A 19,962-nucleotide genomic window follows, 5' to 3' on the forward strand; every position below is an offset into this window, starting at 1 on the left:
GCCGGAATGCATGGATTCGCAGAACCGGGTTGCGTCCCTAGATTGAGCTTCGTCGGAAACACGCCGCATCAAGTGGCGAAACCGATCCCCCATCAATCCGGAGCAACACCATGAGCAGTTCCCGCAAAGTAGTCATCATTACCGGCGCCTCGCAGGGCATCGGTGCCGGCCTGGTCCAGGCCTTCCGCGATCGTGACTTCCGCGTCATCGCCAACTCGCGGTCGATCAAGCCGTCGACCGATCCCGACGTTCTCGCCGTCGCCGGCGACATCTCCGACCGCGCCGTCGCACAGCGCATCGTCGAAGAAGGCCTCGCGCGTTTCGGCCGCATCGATACGCTAGTGAACAACGCCGGCATCTTCACCGCCAAGCCTTTCACCCAGTTCGACGCCGACGATTACGCGAACAACGTCGCGATCAACCTGACGGGCTTCTTCCACATCACGCAGCTCGCCATCGAGCAGATGGAGAAGCAGGGCGCGGGCCACGTGGTCACCATCACCACGAGTCTGACCGATCACGCGATCGACGGCGTTCCGTCCGTCCTCGCATCGCTGACCAAGGGTGGCCTCAATGCGGCGACGAAGTCGCTGGCCATCGAGTACGCGAAGCGCGGCATTCGCGTGAACGCCGTATCGCCGGGCGTGATCCGCACGCCGATGCACGCGCCGGAAACGCATGAATGGCTGGCCGCGCTGCACCCGGTCGGCCGCCTGGGCGAGATCTCCGACGTCACGCAGGCCGTGCTTTTCCTCGAGTCGGCCGGCTTCGTCACCGGCGAGATCCTGCACGTCGACGGCGGCCAGAGCGCCGGCCACTGACCTCCAACCCGGGGCGGGGGAGACCTCGCCCCATTCGACAGGAGCAAGGCAATGCCAATCGTCAACATACAGATCACCCGCGAGGGATCGGGCCCGGGGCGCGACGCCGCAACGGCCGAAGAGAAGGCCGCGTTGATACGCGGCGTAAGCCAGCTGCTGCTGGACGTACTCAACAAGCCGCTGGATTCGACTTTCGTCGTAATCGAGGAAGTGCCGCTGGAGAACTGGGGCTGGTACGGAATGCCGGTGCCCGAGCTGCGTAGGCGTCGCGCCGAAGAGACATGACGGCCCGAAGCGGGCGCGACGCCGGCCGCGTCCGCGAGGGCAGCGCGTAGCACGCATCGGCACAAGAGAGTGCTAATGTCCCACCCGGTTGTCGTCGGTTGGGGATGCGTGGTGATGATCGTCAAAACCGAAGCCGCGATCCTAGCCGGCGGCTGTTTCTGGGGAATGCAGGAGCTGCTGCGCCGCATACCGACGGTCGTGTCCACGCGCGTGGGATACACGGGCGGCGACATTTCGCATCCCACCTACCACGATCACGGCACGCATGCGGAGGCGATCGAGATCGTCTTCGATCCGGAACTGCTCTCCTACAGGCAGATCCTGGAGTTCTTCTTCCGCATCCACGATCCGACCACCCTCAATCGTCAGGGCGCCGACATCGGCACGCGCTACAGGTCCGCGATCTTCTATGCGAGCCAGGCGCAGCGGAGTATCGCGGAAGCCACCATTCGCGAGCTGGACTCTTCCGGACTGCTGCCCAGCCCGATTGTCACCTCGGTCGAGCCTGCGCGTACATTCTGGGAAGCCGAAGCGGAGCATCAGGCCTACTTTGAACGCCACCCCGAACAGCGCGCATGCAATCACATCCGTCCATCGACGATGCCCGCGTGTGATCGTGCATTAACGGTTGAACCCGACTCACTGGGGTTCTCCGCACGAACCTGAGTTCGACTTCATGCGTGCAGGCTCCGTCGCCGCACGTCGCGAAGCTGCAGTGACATGCGTTCGATCGAAACCGATACCAAAGCGGGATAGACGCTGATCCATCGACAGCGCACGCTGCAGTTGTCGATCCAAGCCATGGCAAGTCCTGCTCGAATGCGAAGCGGCTACTGCACTGAGCGCAGTGGGTAGTCCTCGCCGAGCACCGCCATCGCCGATGGCGTCGACCAAAAGAACGCAGCGCGGATGTACCGCCCAAATCCGGCCACATCCTGCCCCTGCCCAGCGAGATTCCACCTACGGCGTCCAGCCGGCGGAGAGAGAGACATGCGCATCCTCATGGTGCTGACATCACACGACACCCTCGGAGACACCGGACGAAAGACCGGCTTCTGGCTGGAAGAGTTCGCGTCCCCGTACTACGTTTTCACCGACGCAGGCGTGTCGGTAACGGTGGTATCGCCGAAGGGAGGACAGCCTCCAATCGATCCGAAAAGCGACGATCCCGATAACCAGACGGAAGCGCAAACGCGCTTCAAGGCCGACCGCAATGCCATGGGTGTTCTGGCGAACACGCTGCGCCTGGACTCCGTGTCGGCAGACGACTTCGACACCGTGTTCTATCCGGGTGGTCACGGCCCGATGTGGGACCTCGCAGAGGATCCGCACTCCATCAAGCTCATCGAGTCGTTCTACGACAGCGGAAAGCCGGTCGCGGCGGTGTGTCATGCGCCCGGCGTACTACGTCACGTCAAGCACAAGGGCGAGCCGATCGTGAAAGGCAAGCGAGTTTCCGGATTCACCAACACCGAAGAAGCCGAAGTGCAGCTCACGGACGTGGTGCCCTTCCTCGTGGAAGACGAGCTGAAGCGCCTCGGCGGCTTGTACCAGAAGACCGACAACTGGTACGCGTTCTGCGTCGTGGATGGACGCCTGATCACGGGACAGAATCCGTCGTCCTCGACGATCACCGCGGAAACGCTGCTGCGGTTGATGAAGTAGGTAGGCCAACCGCAGCCAGAAGTTTCACGCCCCCTCCAGGGAGGACGCATTCATGGATCTACTCATGGCAGCCAAGTCGCTCGCCGACCGTGTTGAAGCTGAGGCGGCAAGGGCGCATGTCCCAGTCTCCGTCTCGATCGTGGACATTCACGGAAATATCGTGCTGCAGCATCGGATGAACGACGCGCCTGCCTTCTCGATGGAGATCTCGGAGCGCAAGGCATACACCTCGGCGCTCGTCGGCCGGCGTACCGCTGAACTGGATCCGCTAGTGCAGCCGGGCCAGCCATTGTATGCGCTGCTGGCCATGGCGGGTGGCCGGTTCACGGCCATGGCGGGAGGCGTCCCGTTGAAACACGAGGGCAGGGTATTCGCCGGTGTAGGAGTGAGTGGCGGCACGACCGATCAGGACGTCGCCATCGTCGATGCCGCGGTTGAATTGAATAACGTCGGTTGATCTGCAGCACGCGAGACAGGAGTCCTTGCCATGATCTCATCCATGACTTTGCTACGCACCACTATGGGGCTGATCGCCTGCACGGCGTGCGTGGCGCAGGGCGCGGGATTGCCAACCAAGGCGTTCGGATCCATCCTGCAGGAAGACATCCAGTGGGCGCCGTTTCCCGCATTTCCCGAGCAGGCACGCCTCGCGGTGCTTGTGGGCGAACCCGCGAAGGCCGGCCCTTACCTGGTGCGGGTGAAGGTTCCCGCCGGTGTGACGTTGATGCCGCACACCCATCCGGAGGACCGGATCTATACGGTCATCTCCGGAGTGTTCTATATCGGGCTGGGCACGAAGTTCGACGAATCGAAACTCGTGGCCTACGCCCCCGGAAGCGTTGTGGTGCTACCCGCCAGAACACCGCACTTCCATCGAGCACGATCGGGCGAGTACGTCACGCAGGTGACCGGCACCGGTCCGCTTGGTATCGATTATGTGGACCCCCACGACGATCCACGCACGCATTAGCCTGGCGCCCATGACGATGCGTGCTGCATCGACCGTCGGTGCTTGACAGCGGTGCAACGGACCCGGCCCCAACAGAGGGAGGGCGCGCCGGTGCTCCCCGTTTCGAATTCCGGAACCACGACGTACAAACGCGTCAACGTGGAAGGTGTTGGCATCTTCTACCGCGAGGCGGGCCCCCCCGATGCGCCGACATTAGTGCTCCTGCACGGATTTCCGTCATCATCGCGTCAGTTCGACGCGTTGATCCCGCTGTTGGCGCCCTATTACCACGTGCTGGCACCGGACTATCCAGGCTTCGGCCAGAGCGATGTCCCATCGCCGTCCTCCTACGAGTACACGTTCGACAGACTCGCGCAGACGATGCATCGCTTCCTGGCCGAGATCGGAGTCGAACGATGCAGCTTCTATCTGCATGACTATGGCGGCCCGATTGGCTTTCGCGTGATCCTGACTCAACCGGAACGACTGCAGGCATTGGTCGTCCAGAACGCCAACGCCTACAAAGAAGGGCTTGGAGAAAAGTGGACGGACATTGCCAGGTTCTGGAAGGACCCTGCGTTGCATCAGCGGGTCGTCGACATATTTCTCTCTCGTGAGAGCACGGAGCAACGCCACACGCTTGGCACCACACATCCAGAACGTTACAACCCGGACAGCTGGACAGATGAGTACACGCACTTGTCGAAGCCCGGCCAACGGGAGATTCAAGGCCAGCTGCTCTACGACTACCGGACAAACGTTGCTTCCTATCCGGCGTGGCAGGCGTGGCTACGCAAACAGCAACCACCTGCCTTGGTGATGTGGGGGAAGAACGACCCGTCGTTCATTGCCGCGGGCGCGCTGGCGTACAGACGCGACCTGCCAGCTGGGGAGTTCCATTTGCTGGACGCCGGGCACTTCGTGCTCGACGAGAAAGTGGACGAGGTCGCCATGCTGATGCTGTCTTTCCTGCGCAGGCACGTGGGGTAGCCGATACGTGTAGCGCTGATGTTGCGTTGCGATGTCACGTCTTGCCGATGCGCAACCACCGTCCTGGAGGGCGGGTCCCAAGGGATGCGCTCGTCATGGCGCTGGAAGCCAGGCCCGGTGGAGCATGTGGTCGCTGCGCCTTCTAGTGCGTCGGGCGCCACCAAGGGCACCGGGCCGCCATGCTTCCGCTCAATGGTGGACTGAGGCAGAGTAGTCAAGAGCGCGCTAGCCGGAGGCGGACTTGCGATTGCGACGCTCTTCCTGATGCCATGGAACCGGGCATGCGGCCATGCCACACCAGCGGGCTCGAAGGGCTCACTGATGCGGCAACGGCGTGGTTTCCGTCCAGCGAGGTGGTCCTGTGCGTGCACGCGTATTCGTGGCCCTGTTGCACGTCCTCGTCGGATTGTTTGCTACGGCAGGAGCGCCGGCTTGGGCACTTGATCCCGAGCTCACGATCTCCAACTACGGACATCGCTCGTGGCGCGGCTTCGAGGGTCTGGGCGCCGGCCCCATCACCGCCATCGCGCAGACCGCGGACGGCTATCTGTGGCTGGCCACACCCAATGGCCTGCAACGCTTCGATGGAGTCAGCAGCGTTCCTTGGCCCCCACAGGCCAAAACCGTTCTCGCGGCCGACAGCATCCGTGCCCTGCTTGGATCCCGGGACCGGACGTTGTGGATCGGCACGACGAAAGGACTCGTAAGCCTCGCGAACGACAAACTCATCGTCCATCCGGCCTTTACGGGCCGGACCATCAATGACATCGAAGAGAACGTGGATGGAACCATCTGGGTGGGGGGATCGGAGGGAAAGCACGCCTTGCTCTGCTCGATCCGTGGCGCGGACATCGAATGTCACGGTCGTGACGGATCGCTCGGAGAGGAGATCAGCGCGCTTCATCGCGACAGCTTGAACGCGCTGTGGGTCAACGGTGGCAATCGCGTTTGGAACTGGATGAGCGCACCAACGAAACCTTTTACGGTCAGCCCTCCGTCCGTCTCGCAAGCGCGTCGTGCCATGACCGAGATAACACCCGGCACTGTGGTCGTGGGGAGGGGCTACATGCGCGGGGTGGCTAAGGTCGGCCAAGGCAAGGTGGAAGCGCTGGAGCTGCCGGCCTGGGCGAAAGACTTTGTTTACATCAAGGCGATGCAGGATCGCGATGGCGCTGTCTGGCTGGGCGCGGCCGACGCGGGGCTGATTCGAATCTTCAAAGGGCGCGTAGATGCGTTCACCGCGTCGGATGGACTTTCCGGCAACCACATCCTCGATTTGTTCGAGGATCGCGAGGGAAACTTCTGGGTCGCGACGTCCCGTGGCTTGGATCAGTTCCGGGCGGTGGCGGTAGCACGCCATGAAAACGCGGAAGGCCTGACAGGACGCGGCCGCTCCCTGCTCGCGGCGCATGACGGCTCGCTTTGGGCGGGCACAACCACAGGCGTGTTTCAGCTGGACGCGACACGGCAACGATGGGAACTTCGCTGGCCGCGCATGGGGGGGCTGTTCGAGGACAGCCGCGGCACGATGTGGTCGGCGTCGCCCAGTGCCGCAGGGCTGCAGTCGTACTCCAACGGGCGCATCGGAACGGCGCCGGGCGTGCCGCCGGGCCCGGTCGAAGCGGTCACCGAAGATACTTCGGGCAACCTGTGGATTGCACATCGTTCGGCCGGGCTGATGCGCCTGCGTCCAGGCGGGCGTGCCGAGGTAGTGACGGACCGGTACAGGTTCGCGACTGATCGAATCTCAATCATGACCGCCGACCCCGTCGATGGTTCGCTGTGGCTGGGGCTGTGGACAGGCGAAGTCGAGAATGTTCTCAACGGCCAGCGCCGCGCGCGCTTCGATCTCATTGCGCCTCGGCAACCGCGTGCACGGATCAACCATGTCCGCGTTGAAGCGGACGGGTCGGTCTGGGCATCCACGCGGCAAGCACTCAGCCGCATCAAGGACGGCCACGTCGTCCATCTGGTTACAGGACTCGGGCCTCCGTGTGACGGGCCGTTGTGGTCGGTCGCCGATGCGCGGCGCGTCTGGATCTCGACACGCTGTGGCGTGGCCTGGAGCGACCGTGCAGACCTCGATGCGCGAGTTTCCGCGGCATCGCAAGGCGGCTCGCGAAAGGCGCACTTTCGCTTGCTCGAACCGTGGGATGGCGTCTCCCGAGAACTTGGCCCCGGGATGATCGGCTACACGACCATTCCGTATGTATTCGCACCCAAGATGGCGCAGACGCCGGATGGCCGGGTATGGGCAGCGAGCGGCGACGATATCGTCACCATCGATCCACAGCGCATTCCGGTCAACCTGTTGCCTCCGCCCGTCGACATCCAGAAAGTAATCAGCGACGGCCGCATCTTCGCCCCGACAGCTGACATGCGCATTCCACCACGGCCGCGGAATCTCAGAATCGAGTACACCGGCCTGAGCTTCAGGGCATTGGATAGGACCCAGTTCCGCTACAAGCTGGATGGCTGGGACGCCGATTGGCAGGATGTTGGGAACCGGCGTCAGGCCTTCTACACGGATCTTTCGCCTGGGCGGTACCGCTTCCATGTCACAGCAGCCAACGATAGCGGCGTATGGAACCCGGTGGGTGACGCGCTGGAGTTCACGATCGAACCCGCCTGGTGGCAAAGGACCGACCTTCGAATCGCTGCCGCGGTAATGGTCGCACTGGCATTGTTCGCCTTCTACCGGCGTCGCGTGGATCACCTCTCCCGGATGCTTGCATCCGAAACGGCTTCCCGCCGCGAGATCGGTCGCCTTTACAGCGACCTGCAGGAGCGTGAGTCGAGAGTGCGCCGATTGTTCAATGCGAACATCATCGGGATCTTCACCTGGAACCTGGACGGCCGCATTCTCGAAGCGAATGAGGCCTTTGCAACGATCGTCGGCTACGACAGCGCCGAACTCGTTTCCGGACTGCGGAAGTGGAAAGACCTCATGCCGCCGGAGTGGGACCCTTCGGACGATAGGATCATGACCGACATGCTGGCTACGGGAGTTGCGACCCCATTCGAGGCGGAGTACATCCGGAAAGACGGCTCTCGCGTACCGGTTCTCGTCGGCGCGGCGCTGTTTGATGTCAGACCGGGGGAGGGCGTGGCGTTTGTCCTAGACCTGACCGATCGCAGGAGGGCGGAGCAGGCGGCGCGGGACAGTGATCGCCGATACCACGACATGGAAAGGCGACTGGCCGAGGCAAACCGTGTTGCGAGTGTCGGCTACCTGTCCGCTATGATCGCTCACGAGGTCAATCAACCGTTGTCAGGTGTCATCACCAACGCCACTACTGCTCTGCGCATGCTCGATGTCGATCCGCCGAACATCGACGGTGTCTATGATGCGGCGCAACGCATCATCCGGGATGGCCACCGGGCTGCCGAGGTGATCAGGCGTTTGCGATCCATGTTCAGCAGGAAGGATCACGTGCTGGAGGTGATCGATCTGAACGACGCTGCGCGCGAGGTCGTTGCCATGGCGCGCAACGACCTGGAAAAGCACGGCATCGAGATTCACCAGCAATTCGCCGATGGCCTTCCACGCATCAAGGGGGATCGCATCCAGTTGCAGCAGGTGATCCTCAATCTGCTGCGCAATGCGTCTGACGCGATGGCGGGCGTCCAGGGCCGGCCTCGTAGCCTCCGGATCCGAACCGAGCGCGAGGCAAGCGGAGGCGTCCGTCTGGCGGTTCGAGATGCAGGCATCGGGCTGCCTGCGGAGGATCTCGAACGGCTCTTCGATGCGTTCTACTCAACCAAGGGCAGCGGGATGGGTATTGGCCTGTTCATCAGTCGGTCGGTCGTCGAGCGGCACCAGGGCCGCCTCTGGGCGGAACCGAACGACGATCATGGCCTCACTTTCTCGTTCTCCCTTCCGCTGGAGCCGAGCATCGTCCACACCGCGATCCGGTAGTGGTCGGAAGATCGTCGGGGAAGCAGGCGTGATGGCATGTGGTGCCTTTTGAATACCTAGGTCCAATCGACGGGACGACGCCCCGGATAGATCATCGTTCGCCAACGGGTTTGGTAATCCCGAAGGAGTTCGAGCCATGTCCATGCCTAGAATTGCCGTCATCATGAGCACGACGCGCGCAGGACGGTTCGCCGATATACCTGCTGCCTGGATCTCCGACCTTGCTCTAGCCCGCGGCGACATGGAGGTGGAGCTGATCGATCTGCGAGATTACCCGATGCCGTTCTTTGACGAGCCGGCATCCAATGCATGGGTTCCGTCCAGCAGCAACATTGCGCGGACCTGGCAGGGCAGGGTGGCCAGCTTCGACGGCTACGTCTTCGTCACCGCCGAGTACAACCGCGGTGTCCCGGCCGTTCTGAAGAATGCACTCGACTATGCCTATCCCGAGTGGAACCGGAAGCCGTGTGCGTGTGTCGGCTATGGGAGCGTGGGCGGCGCCCGCGCGATTGAGCAGCTGCGGCTGAACTGCATTGAGTTGCAGATGGCGCCGACGCGGAGCGGGGTGCACATCCAGGGGCGCGATTTCTTCGATGCGCTTCGCGAAGGCAAGCCGTTGTCCGACATTCCCTACATTGCAGAGAACGCGGTGACGATGCTGGACGAGCTGCTCTGGTGGACGCTCGCTCTCAAGGACGCCCGCACGACGCGGAGCGGAACATAGCCGCATTCGTCACTTGGTAGGAACTTTACGAGTAGCTGATGTCGCTCAAGTCAATCCACACCATCAGCATGTCAAGGTTTGGACGCCCGTCCGGGCCGCGTGTGTAGGCGCGACGTCGTGTCGGCAGGGCGATTCCGCCGCTGCGTACGTGTTCCGAGGTCAGCTGCGAGGCGGCAAAGCCGCCGGCGATGTTCACCTGGTAGTCGTGGCGACGCAGCATGAACGACTCATCGAAGAAGAAGTCCTGAACCAAGCTGTGTGTTTCGATCGAACCAGGGAAACGCGCACGCAGTACGCGCCAGCGCTCCTCGCCCTCTTGCCACGGTTCGATCTCTTCGACCGCCACTTCTTGCATGGCAAGTAGGAACGGCGTCGCCAGATATGTCCATAGCGCCTCGCCATTGAAGTAGGCGCGGTGCAGTGGGTCCCAGGGCGTATTCATCTGGTGTCCGGCAAAGGAATCCTTGGGCGCGAGTCGCTCTGTAAGGACGCTGCCGTCCAGCCTTTCGACTGCCACGCGGTTTGCTGTGAATGCCGAACGCTGGTCCGGCGCGCCGTACGGCTGCAGTGTCATGCGCTCCTCGTGAAGCCAGGACGTCACTCGCCTCGGATCGGCGTCCTGGATGATTCCCTTCAGAGCAAAGAAGCCGCCGCCACTAATGATCGTGGCATCAACGCGCTTCAGGCTACGCCAGCGGTCGATCCCACCATGTGCGTGTAGAACGTTCTGGAGCAGTATGTCCACTTCGGCCTCCCAGGATCGTGCGCCGCGATAAAGCAGCCACAATTCTCGGTTCGTCCCAGGCGCCACGCCATTGACCATTGGTGTTGGTAATCGGAGGCGCGCCGGGACGATGGGGTAGACACCATCGTCTGATTTCGCCGGGACGGTTCCGTATCGCATCCTGCGAAGGTGCCGGGACCCCGTGTGGTAGCCGGCATCCGAACCGCAGGAGAAGCGCCTTGTCTCGCATCAATGTTCAGCTCATCAGCGGGGGCGCCGGGTGGAGCGCTGACCACAGCATGTCCCGATCACGAGATCGTTTCGTTTCGGACTTAGGTTGTGATTTGGCAGATTGCGCGGGAAGAGAGCAATGCGGCGGGCGGTGCGTCGCGGATCTCGTCCGCGAAACCGTGCGTTCCGGACTGGAACGGTAGCTCCGTACGAACATGCAGCACACCAAGCCACTCGACTTGCTCGGCATCGACCTGCCAATCGTGCAGGCACCGATGGCCGGCGTCTCATCGCCCGCGATGGCTGCGGCGACAAGCAACGCTGGCGCGCTGGGTTCCATCGGTGTCGGTGCGCTCGACGCACAGGCTGCGCGCACCATGATCGAAGCGGTGCGTACGGCGACCTCGGCTTCGTTCAACGTCAACCTGTTCTGCCATGCGCCGGCCCGGTCCCGGCCGGACGCAGAGCGCGAGTGGATCGATCGACTGCAGCCGGAGTTTGCTGCACTTGACGCGAAGGCGCCCGAGCGCCTGACCGAGATCTACCGCAGCTTCGTCATCGACGAAGACATGCTTGCCATGTTGCTTGAAGAACGGCCGCCCGTCGTGAGTTTCCATTTTGGGTTGCCCACGCCTGGAGCCATCCGCGCGCTGCGGGACGCTGGTATCACTCTGATTGCCACGGCAACCAATCTGGCCGAGGCTCGCGCAATTGAGGCGGCTGAGCTCGACGCAATCGTGGCCCAGGGATGGGAGGCGGGCGGGCATCGCGGCTGCTTCGATCCGGATGCTTCCGACGAGGCACTTGGGACCATGGCGCTGACCCGACTGCTCGTGCAGAGGACGCGCTTACCGGTCATAGCCGCCGGCGGCATCATGGACGGCGCCGGAATCGCCGCGGCGCTCAAACTGGGCGCCGTCGCTACGCAACTTGGCACGGCCTTCGTTGGCTGCGACGAGGGTCTCGCCGACGACGGGTATCGGGAAGCGCTCACCGCGGCCGCCGGCACGGTGATGACGCGGGTCATCTCAGGACGACCCGCGCGGTGCCTGGCCAATCGCTTCACGGCGATGGGCTCGAACATCCCCGACGCAGCGGTGCCCGATTACCCGGTCGCATATGACGTGGGGAAGGCGCTCAACGCTGCCGCCAAGGCGCGGGGCATCTACGGATTCGGCGCGCAATGGGCGGGGCAGGGCGCGCCACTCGCACGATCGCTCCCCGTCACGGGACTTGTGCAGACCCTGGCACAGGAACTTGCGGAGGCACAGACATGACCGGCGCGATGCCCCTATGCTCGCGACTGCTGTTCACCATGGAACTGTCGGTCGGCGCTTTCCTGACTGTCGGTGGCCCGGAGGGAAGCGCCCGGCGGATCGCCAACGTTTCAGGGGGCACTTTCGACGGCGAACGGATGCGCGGAATCGTGCTTCCCGACGGCACCGATTGGCAGACACTTCGTGGTGATGGGGCCGTGATGCTTGACGCGCGGGTGGTGCTGAAGGCCCAAGATGGCGCGCTGATCGCGATGACTTATGCCGGCATCCGCCATGGACCACCCGACGTGATGGCGCGGCTTACGCGCGGCGAGCATGTCGATGCTGGAAGCTACTACTTCCGCATCGCGCCCACCTTCGCGACCTCGGACCCGCATTACGAATGGCTCAACCGTATTGTCGCCGTGGGAACCGGGCAGCGACTTCCGGGTGGACCGCGCTATGACGTCCACGAGATTCTCTAAGCGTTGTGCGGCGGATCCAGCAGCCTTGCCTCGATCATCCGGGTCATCACGAAATCGATGAAGGCTGTCACCGCCTTCGGGGATTGGCGGCGACTGGCATAGACCAGGTAGACCCCGACGCCGGGAGTACCGTGGTCCGGCAATACTTCGAGCAATTGCCCTGCACGCAAATGCTCGGCGGTGACAAGGGTCGGGAGCAGGGCAATGCCGAGCCCTGCAAGTGCCGCGTCCAACTGCACACGAAGCGCGTTGGCGTGGAACCGTCCAGTCACTGCGACGGTCGTAGCGCCGGCGGGACCGATAATACGCCACTCGGTCAGGCCGGACGGGGTGGGCGCGGCAATGCATTCGTGCTGCGCCAACGCCTGCAGTGACTCAGGTCGGCCGTGTGATGCGACATACGCGGGACTTGCGACCAGGGTCGCGCGGGTGGTGCCGACCTGCCTGGCGACCAGGTTCGAGTCGGGATCGACGCCGCTGCGGATCGCCACATCGATTCCCTGTTCGATGAGGTCCACCTTGTCGTCGCCGAGCACGAATTCCAGCCGCACCCTGGGGTGTGCGGCCAGGAAGTCGCCAACCCAGGTCACGTCGAACCAGCGGAAGAAATCCGCAGCAGCGGCGACCCGCACCTTGCCGACAGCGTGTTCGCCTCCGTCCGCGGTTTCGCGCGCGACCGCTTCGACAGCGTCGATCTGTTCGGCACTCCCCTGAAAGAGCGTTGTGCCGGCCGGCGTCAACGTGAGCTGGCGAGTACTCCGCTGCAGCAAGCGCACGCCGATTTGCGTCTCGAGCGCTTGGATCCGACGACTAAGGGTGTTCGGCGGGATCCCCAGCCGGCGGCCGGCTGCAGCGAAGCTGCCAGCGCGCACCACCTGCACGAACAGGGATATGTCGTTCAAGTCGGTCATGACTGGGTAATTGCTTCGAATTCTGGACGAATGAAATCTAGCAGGCCCGACTAATCGTTGTGCCTTCTTGCCCCTAGATTCGGTGTCGATCACTCGTTGACCGAATCGGAGGATGCCCATGAATGCTCAGACTGTACCTGTCCGCGCCACGGAGGACGTGCTCACGCGTCGCGTGATTCACGTGACTCGCGGTCGGGGCCACGGGCCGATCGCGCGGCTGATGAGTCCCGGCGACCTGGGCGAACTATTGAAACCATTTGTATTCCTGGACTTCATCGACACCCGGGACCAGCCCAAGCCACGCGTCAGCGATTACGGCTTGCATCCGCACTCCGGTATCGCGACGCTGACATGGCTCTACGAAGGCGACGTGAACTACCAGGACACGACGGGTCGGCGCGGGCAGATCTCGGGCGGGCACGTCGAATGGATGCGGGCCGGCGGCGGCGCGTGGCATGGGGGCAACTTCGGCGACGGTGATGGCCGGGTCCGTGGCTTCCAGCTGTGGATCGCGCTGCCACCGGAACTGGAACTGTCGGAGGCGATCAGCACCTACCTGGCGCCGCATGAAATTCCGACGTCGGGACCGGTGACCCTCCTGCTGGGCCAGCAAGGAGCTTGCTCTAGCGCGATCACTCCGCCGTCGCGCATCAATTACCTCTCAGTCCGTCTGCGCGCGGGCGAGCGCTGGACGTACACGCCTCCCGCAGGCCACACCGTCGCATGGGCTGCCGTCAGCGCAGGAGAACTCGAGCTGCCCGTGACGGCGCGGGCAGGCGAGATGATCGTGTTTGCGCCTGGAGAGGCGGACATCGAGTTCGTCGCCCAATCCGACGTCGAGTTTGTTCTCGGGTCGGCCGTGCCACACCCGCATCGACTGGTGATGGGTGACTATTCGGTGCACACCACGGACGCAGCATTGCGCGAAGGTGAGGCACGCATCGAAAAGATTGGTCGGGCATTGCCGCGGCGCAACGGTTAGGCCAGACCGCTGCGATTCGAGTTGCTGTGAGGATGGCCTGGTGAACGTGCTGCCGCAGGACAGACTTGGTGTGCTCAACGATGAGCACGACAAAGCAGGCTCCGGGCAGCAGTGTTGCGCTGGACGGAAGAGTGTCTGCCGGACCGTAGGGATTCGCAAAGCGGCCTTGCGCTCCTAGATTGAGGCCACCTGCGAATCACCAACCAGATCCGACACGTCGGCGGCGAAGCGAATACCGGTAACTGACCGAACTCGCCGCCGGCTCTTTGCGTCGAGCGCATGTGCGTCGTCAGCACAGCTCTTGGGAATGGGCGTTTCGCAGAACGACACACACTCAAAGGTTTCCAATGAACACGCAACAAGATAAAAGCCTGCACCTGCAGGTCGTCGCTGACCTGATCTGCCCGTGGTGCTTCATCGGCAAGCGCGGTCTGGATCGCGCACTGGTGGTCCTCGCGAGGGACGGTATCGCGGTCGATGTCGAGTGGCTGCCTTACCAGCTCAATCCAACCATGCCGGCGAGCGGGATGGACCGTAAGCAGTTCCGCACCCAGCGCTTCGGCTGGGAGAACGCCTTGGCGATGGACGCGCGCGCCGTCGATGCCGGGCGTCGAGTCGGCGCGGACTTCCGTTATGACCGCCAATCGCGTACCCCAAATACGCTGGCGGCACACCGGCTATCCAGGCTGGCGTGGAACGAAGGAGGTGCTTCGCTCCAGGATCGCCTTGTCGACCTGCTGTTCGTGGCGTACTTCACCCTAGGTGAAGACATCGGCAACACCGATGTGCTCGAGCTCGTCGCCCTTGAGGCCGGGATGTCGCCTGACGCCGTCGCACGGTCCCGATCTTACGCGGAAGAAGTGACTCGACTGGAGAGCAACTCGCATGCCCTGGGCATCAACGGTGTACCGAGCTACCTCGTGGATGGGCATCTCGTGCTCAACGGTTCGACATCGATCGATGGCTATGTCCGTGCAATCACCGATGCCGCGACGCGTGTGACCTAGCTCGCGTTGCGTGGAGGGTGTGCGCTCTTGCGCGACAATCGATAGGCCTGTTTATCGGAGGTAGGGAAGGGCAAGGGCGGCACTGGCTCCGCCAACTGCGCCGGCGGTGCTGACGTCCACTTTCGACCCGAAGCGGACACGTACAGAAGAAGGGGCTTGAAGATCGCTGTGCTGGTCCTTGCGCTGGTCATTCCTGCTCACCCTGCATGACGCATCCGGCGCCAATTACCCGCGCCCCGCGTGCGAAGCCATGCCCCGCGTCATTGACTGGGCATCGCCCACGGCGTGTATCCGCGCCGACGCTAGTTCTTCCGCCAGGTAGCGCGCATTCGTGCCGCCGAGCCACACGGGCACGCCGGGCGTCAGCCCGGCATCGAGCCGGCGCAGTTCCTCCAGCGCCGGGCGGGCCTGCTGCGGGTCCACCGAACTCAGCGCTACGCCGGCCGCGCCGAGCTTGACCGCGACGCGCACAATTTCAAGGGCCGGCAGTTCGGTGCCGAGGTAAAGCACCGGCATGCCCGCTTCGAGTGTCTGCAGCGCCGCGCCGATCAGGCCCAGTTCGTGGCGTTCGTCGGGAAGTGTCGCGAACAGCATGCGGGGCCGTTGTTCGCGCGGAGGGGGGCTGAGGATCGCGAGCAGGCGCATGCGCAGCAGGCTGCTGACGAGTCGTTCCTGCGCGACCGCGAGCCGGCCGTCGGCCCAGCGCAGCCCCACCTCCCGCAACAGCGGCATGACGACACGCGTCATCAGCACCGTCATCGGCAGCGTGGCGATCGCCACCGAAAGGTCGCGGTCGAACACGTCGACGCGGTAGTCGGCGATCGCATCGAGCATGCGTGACGGAAGCCCCTCCACGCCGCCGTAGGCTGCCCGTCGACCGTCTTCGAGCAAGCGGTCGAGGGCATCGTCGTCCAACGCCGCGAGGTCGCGGATCGGGTGGCCGCGGTCGGTCAGGCGGTGCAATCGCGAGAGCCGCTCGATCGTTTCCGGGTTGTACAGGCGCCGGCCCTGGGCATCGCGGACGGGGCGGATCGCGCCATGCCGGCGCTCCCAGGCACGCAGAGTCTCGGTGCTCAGTCCAACGAGTTCGGCGGCCGCCTTGATGGGGTACATGGGCCGAAGGTACATGGCGAAACGTACATGCTCTGTACATGGCTGGCTTGTACAGGTGTCTAACAGCACGGGGGTGAGACTCCGCCCCACGCCATCCCTTCCTTCTGGAGAACCGCCATGTCATTCCGCCTCCTGCCGATCCGCCACCGCGTCCTTGCCGTGGCCTTGGCCCTAGCCGTCGCGACGCCGGCCGCATTCGCGGCCCCCGCCGGCGGCAACGGTGCCGCCAATGGCGGCGCTCCGGCGCAGTCACGCACCGACATCGTCGATACCGCCATCGGCGCCGGACAGTTCAAGACCCTCACTGCTGCGATCGAGGCAGCCGGCTTGGTCGACACGCTCAAGGGCGCCGGCCCGTTCACCGTATTTGCGCCAACCGATGCAGCCTTCGCCGCGCTGCCGAAAGGCACCGTCGAAAGCCTGCTGAAGCCGGAAAACCACGACAAGCTGGTCGCAATCCTCACCTACCACGTGGTGCCGGGCCGCGTGACAGCGAGCCAGGTTGCGGGGATGGATGCCGCCACCACGGTGCAGGGCGGCGAGCTCGCTATCCGTGCGTCCGGCGGCGCAGTGAGCGTCAACGGTGCCCGCGTGCTCAAAGCCGACGTGGCCGCCAGCAATGGCGTGATCCACGTGATCGATAAGGTGCTCATGCCGCAGGGCTGACTGTCCAATCCGCGCACACGGAGAGATGAACAATGAAAGGTCTCAATCTTCTAACGCTGGTACTGCTGATCGTGGGTGGTCTGAACTGGGGGCTGGTCGGCGCATTCCAGTTCGATCTCGTCGCCGCGTTGTTCGGAGGTCAGGACGCGCTACTCGCACGCGTGGTGTACGTCCTGGTCGGCCTGTCGGCGCTGTGGCAGATCGTCTCGCTGATGCGCCCCACATCGCACGCGGCCGCAGTACGTAGCCCGTAGCACACCTGAAGTTTCCGTCGGCGCCAGACGCACGTTCCGGCTGGCGCCGACGCGTTCTACGCGGGGCGTTGTACTCCGAAGCATCTCCAGCACGACTGTCGTGAGGTTCGCAGAGGCCAATTACCGCTCATGGAGAAAGTCGCTGGCTCTTTTGACCAACTCATGGTCAGGCCGGCTTGCGGACTCCCTCGACCGGCACGGCGGCATTAACTTCGTCGTCTCATCGCGCGCCACTCGCGCCAGGATGGCATCGAATCAGCCCTGATCGCCAAACCGTTCCGTCTGTCGAAGCTACCCTGTCTTGTTCGCGGAAGATTCGGCAGTGAATGACGGTCGGGGCGGAAACGCGTGAGATCGCTATCCACCTCCCGGCCGACGCTGACGCGATACCTGCAGACCTTCTGCGATACTCGCCGCCTTCCCTCGAGCCGTGCCCGATCATGCCAGCGAGCGCCAACCTTGAGTTCCTTGATGCGCCGGGCAAGGTGGCTACGATGATGCGCAGCCACGACTGGAGCGGCTCGCCTCTCGGCCCGCCGGCGCAGTGGCCGCAATCGCTGCGCAGCGTTGTCAGCCTCCTGCTGTGGTCCAAGTTCCCCATGTTCGTCGCCTGGGGACCGCAGCTGGGCTTCGTGTACAACGATCCTTACGCGGAGATCCTCGGCGCGAAGCATCCGTCCTCACTGGGGCGGCCGTTCGAGGAGATCTGGTCCGAGATCTGGAGCGAGGTGGGGCCGTTGGCGCACCGTGCGCTGCAGGGCGAGGCCAGCTACGTCGAGAACATGCCGTTGCTGATGAGCCGCAAGGGCTACGACGAGCAGACCTGGTTCACGTTCTCCTACTCGCCGGTCACCGGCGACGACGGCCGAATCGCCGGCATGTATTGCGTGTGCACCGAGACCACGCACGGTGTTCTGCTGGAAGCCGCGCGCGAAGCGCAGACGCAGCGGCTCGCGTCCCTGGCGGAGCAGCGCCAGCTAGCGCTCGACGCCGCCCAGCTGGGATGGTGGCAGTACGACACCGAGACCGGCGCTGTCACCCACGACGAGCGTTATGGGCAGATCTATGGACTGGACGCATCGTCGCCGCGTCACGTCGATGAGATCCGTCGACTCGTGTATGAGGAAGACGCCCCACGACTGCGGGCCGCAGCCGAGGCCGCGATCAGGTCGTCCGAGCCGGAACCTTACGCGATCGAGTACCGCATCCTTCGTCCCGATGGTGCCACCCGCTGGCTGGAGGCACGCGGCATTCCCAGCTTCGAGGGCCGCGGCGCGTCGCGCGTGTTGACGAGCTATGCAGGTACCGTCGCCGACATTACCGAGCGACGCATAGCGGAGGAAGTTCTGCGCGAGGACGAAGCGCGCTTCCGGCTGATGGCGAACGCATCGCCGGCCGCGCTCTGGCTGACCGATCCGAACGGCCACTGCACGTTCCTGTCCAGCCAGTGGTACGAGCTGACCGGCCAGACGGAAGCCCAGGCGCTGGGCTTGGGGTGGACCACCGCAACGCATCCGGACGACCAGGAACATGCGCGCAACGCGTTCCTTGAGGCAAACGAAAAGCGCCAGCAGTTCCAGACCGAGTACCGCCTCCGCACCGCTGACGGCTCCTACCGATGGGCGGTAGACCTGGGCCGTCCGTGGTACTCGGAAACCGGTGAGTACGCGGGCATGGTGGGCGTGGTGTTCGACGTCGATGCGCGCCGTCGCGCGGAAGAGGCTGTCGAGGAAGCCAGCCGTCGCAAGGACCAATTCCTCGCGACGCTCGCGCATGAACTGCGCAATCCGCTGACGCCGATCTCCAACGCGCTGCAAGTCTGGCCGCATGTCGACGGCAAAGCCGAGGAAGCCAGCCGGCTACGCGGGATGATGGAGCGACAGGTCCGGCAGATGGCGCGGCTCATCGACGACCTGCTTGATGTATCGCGAATCACGCGCGGGCGCATCGACTTGCGGCGGGAGCGGCTTGACTTGTCGCTTGCGGTCCACGAGGCCGTTGAGGCACTCAAACCGTTCATCGATTCCAACGCACACCGACTCGTTGTCGACCTGCCCGTGGAGTCGGTGTACGTGGAGGCGGACCTCGGCCGGCTCGTACAGGTCTTCGGAAACCTGCTGCACAACGCGGCCAAATACACCGCGCCGGGCGGCGAGATCCACATTGTCGCGAGGCAGGAACGCGATGCGGCGATCGTGACGATCCGCGATAGCGGATTGGGAATCCCAACCGACATGCTCACGGAGGTATTCGAGATGTTCGCGCAGGTGGATCAGTCGCTTGGGCGTGCGCATGGTGGGCTGGGCATCGGCCTGACGCTGGTCAAGAGCCTCGTCGAACTGCACGGCGGCAGCATAGAGGTGCGCAGCGAAGGCCTGGGCCTCGGCAGCGAGTTCCAGGTGCGCCTGCCCGCGATTTCCGACGCCACCTCGCATGCCGCAATGGCGCAGCCGCTCGAAGGAGCACTCCCGCTCCCGTCGCATCGCGTCCTGGTCGTCGACGATTTGACATCGTCGGCCGACACTCTGGCGATGATGCTGGAATTGCTTGGACAGCACCTGCATATCGCGTATGACGGCGCGGCAGCGTTGGAAGCGTACGATGCCTTCGGGCCAGAGATCGCCTTCATCGACATCGCGATGCCTGGCATGGATGGTTACGAAGTCGCGCGTCGTCTCCGCACCTGCGCAAGTCGCAGGCCACTGCTGGTCGCCTTGACTGGATTCGGCCAGGAAGAGGATCGCAATCGCGCACTGGAGGCAGGGTTCGACCATCACCTGGTCAAACCTACAACGATTCAAGCGTTGCGGGAGATCCTCGCCGCCGTGCCGTTGCGCATCATGGGATGAACGCCCAGCAAGTTTCCAGGCCGTAGGAGCGAGGTGACTAGTTTCCCTGTGCCCATCTTCAACCTCCTTCAAAGGATCTATTCGTCGCGTTACAGCGCGATACAGCAACGTGGACGCGGTGTCGAACCTGC

At 63.8% G+C, this 19,962-nt stretch carries 19 protein-coding genes; 16 read left to right on the top strand and 3 right to left on the bottom strand.

Going from position 1 to position 19,962, the window contains the following annotated elements; genetic code table 11:
- The first annotated feature begins 110 nt into the window (after positions 1-110).
- The 9 genes from FOF45_RS15695 to FOF45_RS15735 all read left to right on the top strand — a co-directional run bounded on the left by FOF45_RS15695 (position 111) and on the right by FOF45_RS15735 (position 9,353).
- Complete coding sequence (locus FOF45_RS15695; protein WP_158986480.1) at positions 111-821, top strand: SDR family NAD(P)-dependent oxidoreductase; 711 nt, start codon at positions 111-113, stop codon at positions 819-821.
- Between the two features lie 51 nt (positions 822-872).
- Complete coding sequence (locus tag FOF45_RS15700) at positions 873-1,106, top strand: tautomerase family protein (RefSeq protein WP_158986482.1); 234 nt, start codon at positions 873-875, stop codon at positions 1,104-1,106.
- A 75-nt stretch (positions 1,107-1,181) separates the two neighbouring features.
- Positions 1,182-1,772, top strand: a complete 591-nt coding sequence (gene msrA / locus FOF45_RS15705) for a peptide-methionine (S)-S-oxide reductase MsrA (protein WP_233264161.1) — start codon at positions 1,182-1,184, stop codon at positions 1,770-1,772.
- 324 nt (positions 1,773-2,096) lie between these two features.
- Positions 2,097-2,771 (top strand): type 1 glutamine amidotransferase domain-containing protein, encoded by a 675-nt coding sequence (locus FOF45_RS15710; protein ID WP_158986484.1) that lies wholly within the window; start codon positions 2,097-2,099, stop codon positions 2,769-2,771.
- Positions 2,772-2,835: 64 nt separating this feature from the next.
- Positions 2,836-3,228 carry a GlcG/HbpS family heme-binding protein gene (locus FOF45_RS15715; protein ID WP_199244508.1) on the top strand — a complete coding sequence of 131 codons (393 nt, stop codon included), beginning with the start codon at positions 2,836-2,838 and terminating at the stop codon, positions 3,226-3,228.
- A 30-nt stretch (positions 3,229-3,258) separates the two neighbouring features.
- On the top strand, positions 3,259-3,741 hold the full coding sequence (locus FOF45_RS15720; RefSeq protein ID WP_199244509.1) for a cupin domain-containing protein: 483 nt from the start codon (positions 3,259-3,261) through the stop codon (positions 3,739-3,741).
- 90 nt (positions 3,742-3,831) lie between these two features.
- Complete coding sequence (locus FOF45_RS15725) at positions 3,832-4,710, top strand: alpha/beta fold hydrolase (RefSeq protein WP_199244510.1); 879 nt, start codon at positions 3,832-3,834, stop codon at positions 4,708-4,710.
- A 379-nt stretch (positions 4,711-5,089) separates the two neighbouring features.
- The gene (locus FOF45_RS15730) at positions 5,090-8,629 is read left to right on the top strand and encodes a sensor histidine kinase (protein ID WP_158986490.1); all 3,540 of its coding nucleotides are present in this window, start codon (positions 5,090-5,092) and stop codon (positions 8,627-8,629) included.
- A 142-nt stretch (positions 8,630-8,771) separates the two neighbouring features.
- Positions 8,772-9,353 (top strand): NADPH-dependent FMN reductase, encoded by a 582-nt coding sequence (locus tag FOF45_RS15735; RefSeq protein WP_267902670.1) that lies wholly within the window; start codon positions 8,772-8,774, stop codon positions 9,351-9,353.
- Positions 9,354-9,378: 25 nt separating this feature from the next.
- Here FOF45_RS15735 and FOF45_RS15740 read toward each other — a convergent pair whose 3' ends face one another.
- Positions 9,379-10,098 carry a hypothetical protein gene (locus tag FOF45_RS15740; RefSeq protein WP_158986494.1) on the bottom strand — a complete coding sequence of 240 codons (720 nt, stop codon included), beginning with the start codon at positions 10,096-10,098 and terminating at the stop codon, positions 9,379-9,381.
- A 425-nt stretch (positions 10,099-10,523) separates the two neighbouring features.
- On the opposite strand from FOF45_RS15740, the gene FOF45_RS15745 reads away from it, so the two are divergent.
- Together FOF45_RS15745 and FOF45_RS15750 are read left to right on the top strand one after the other, a co-directional pair.
- Positions 10,524-11,585, top strand: a complete 1,062-nt coding sequence (locus FOF45_RS15745; protein ID WP_158986496.1) for an NAD(P)H-dependent flavin oxidoreductase — start codon at positions 10,524-10,526, stop codon at positions 11,583-11,585.
- Positions 11,582-12,049, top strand: a complete 468-nt coding sequence (locus FOF45_RS15750) for a DUF3237 domain-containing protein (protein ID WP_199244512.1) — start codon at positions 11,582-11,584, stop codon at positions 12,047-12,049. Before FOF45_RS15745 ends, FOF45_RS15750 begins: the two co-directional genes overlap by 4 nt.
- Here the strand turns inward: FOF45_RS15750 and FOF45_RS15755 are convergent.
- Entirely contained in the window at positions 12,046-12,960 is a 915-nt protein-coding gene (locus FOF45_RS15755) for a LysR family transcriptional regulator (protein ID WP_158986498.1), read from the bottom strand. The genes FOF45_RS15750 and FOF45_RS15755 overlap by 4 nt on opposite strands.
- Before the next feature lie 118 nt (positions 12,961-13,078).
- On the opposite strand from FOF45_RS15755, the gene FOF45_RS15760 reads away from it, so the two are divergent.
- Complete coding sequence (locus FOF45_RS15760; RefSeq protein ID WP_158986500.1) at positions 13,079-13,942, top strand: pirin family protein; 864 nt, start codon at positions 13,079-13,081, stop codon at positions 13,940-13,942.
- 347 nt (positions 13,943-14,289) lie between these two features.
- Positions 14,290-14,949 carry a DsbA family oxidoreductase gene (locus FOF45_RS15765; RefSeq protein WP_158986502.1) on the top strand — a complete coding sequence of 220 codons (660 nt, stop codon included), beginning with the start codon at positions 14,290-14,292 and terminating at the stop codon, positions 14,947-14,949.
- Between the two features lie 225 nt (positions 14,950-15,174).
- On the opposite strand, the gene FOF45_RS15770 is transcribed toward FOF45_RS15765, so the two are convergent.
- A complete protein-coding gene (locus tag FOF45_RS15770; RefSeq protein ID WP_158986504.1) occupies positions 15,175-16,062 on the bottom strand; it encodes a MerR family transcriptional regulator in 888 nt (295 codons plus the stop codon).
- Positions 16,063-16,200: 138 nt separating this feature from the next.
- Between FOF45_RS15770 and FOF45_RS15775 the strand changes: the two genes are divergently transcribed.
- From FOF45_RS15775 to FOF45_RS15785, 3 genes are all read left to right on the top strand, one after another.
- The gene (locus FOF45_RS15775) at positions 16,201-16,728 is read left to right on the top strand and encodes a fasciclin domain-containing protein (RefSeq protein WP_425481964.1); all 528 of its coding nucleotides are present in this window, start codon (positions 16,201-16,203) and stop codon (positions 16,726-16,728) included.
- Positions 16,729-16,760: 32 nt separating this feature from the next.
- The gene (locus FOF45_RS15780; RefSeq protein ID WP_158986508.1) at positions 16,761-16,982 is read left to right on the top strand and encodes a DUF378 domain-containing protein; all 222 of its coding nucleotides are present in this window, start codon (positions 16,761-16,763) and stop codon (positions 16,980-16,982) included.
- A gap of 494 nt (positions 16,983-17,476) precedes the next feature.
- A complete protein-coding gene (locus FOF45_RS15785) occupies positions 17,477-19,831 on the top strand; it encodes a hybrid sensor histidine kinase/response regulator (protein ID WP_158986510.1) in 2,355 nt (784 codons plus the stop codon).
- The last annotated feature ends 131 nt before the right edge of the window (positions 19,832-19,962 follow it).

Source organism: Lysobacter panacisoli, assembly GCF_009765165.1.
GTDB lineage: Bacteria > Pseudomonadota > Gammaproteobacteria > Xanthomonadales > Xanthomonadaceae > Lysobacter_J > Lysobacter_J panacisoli.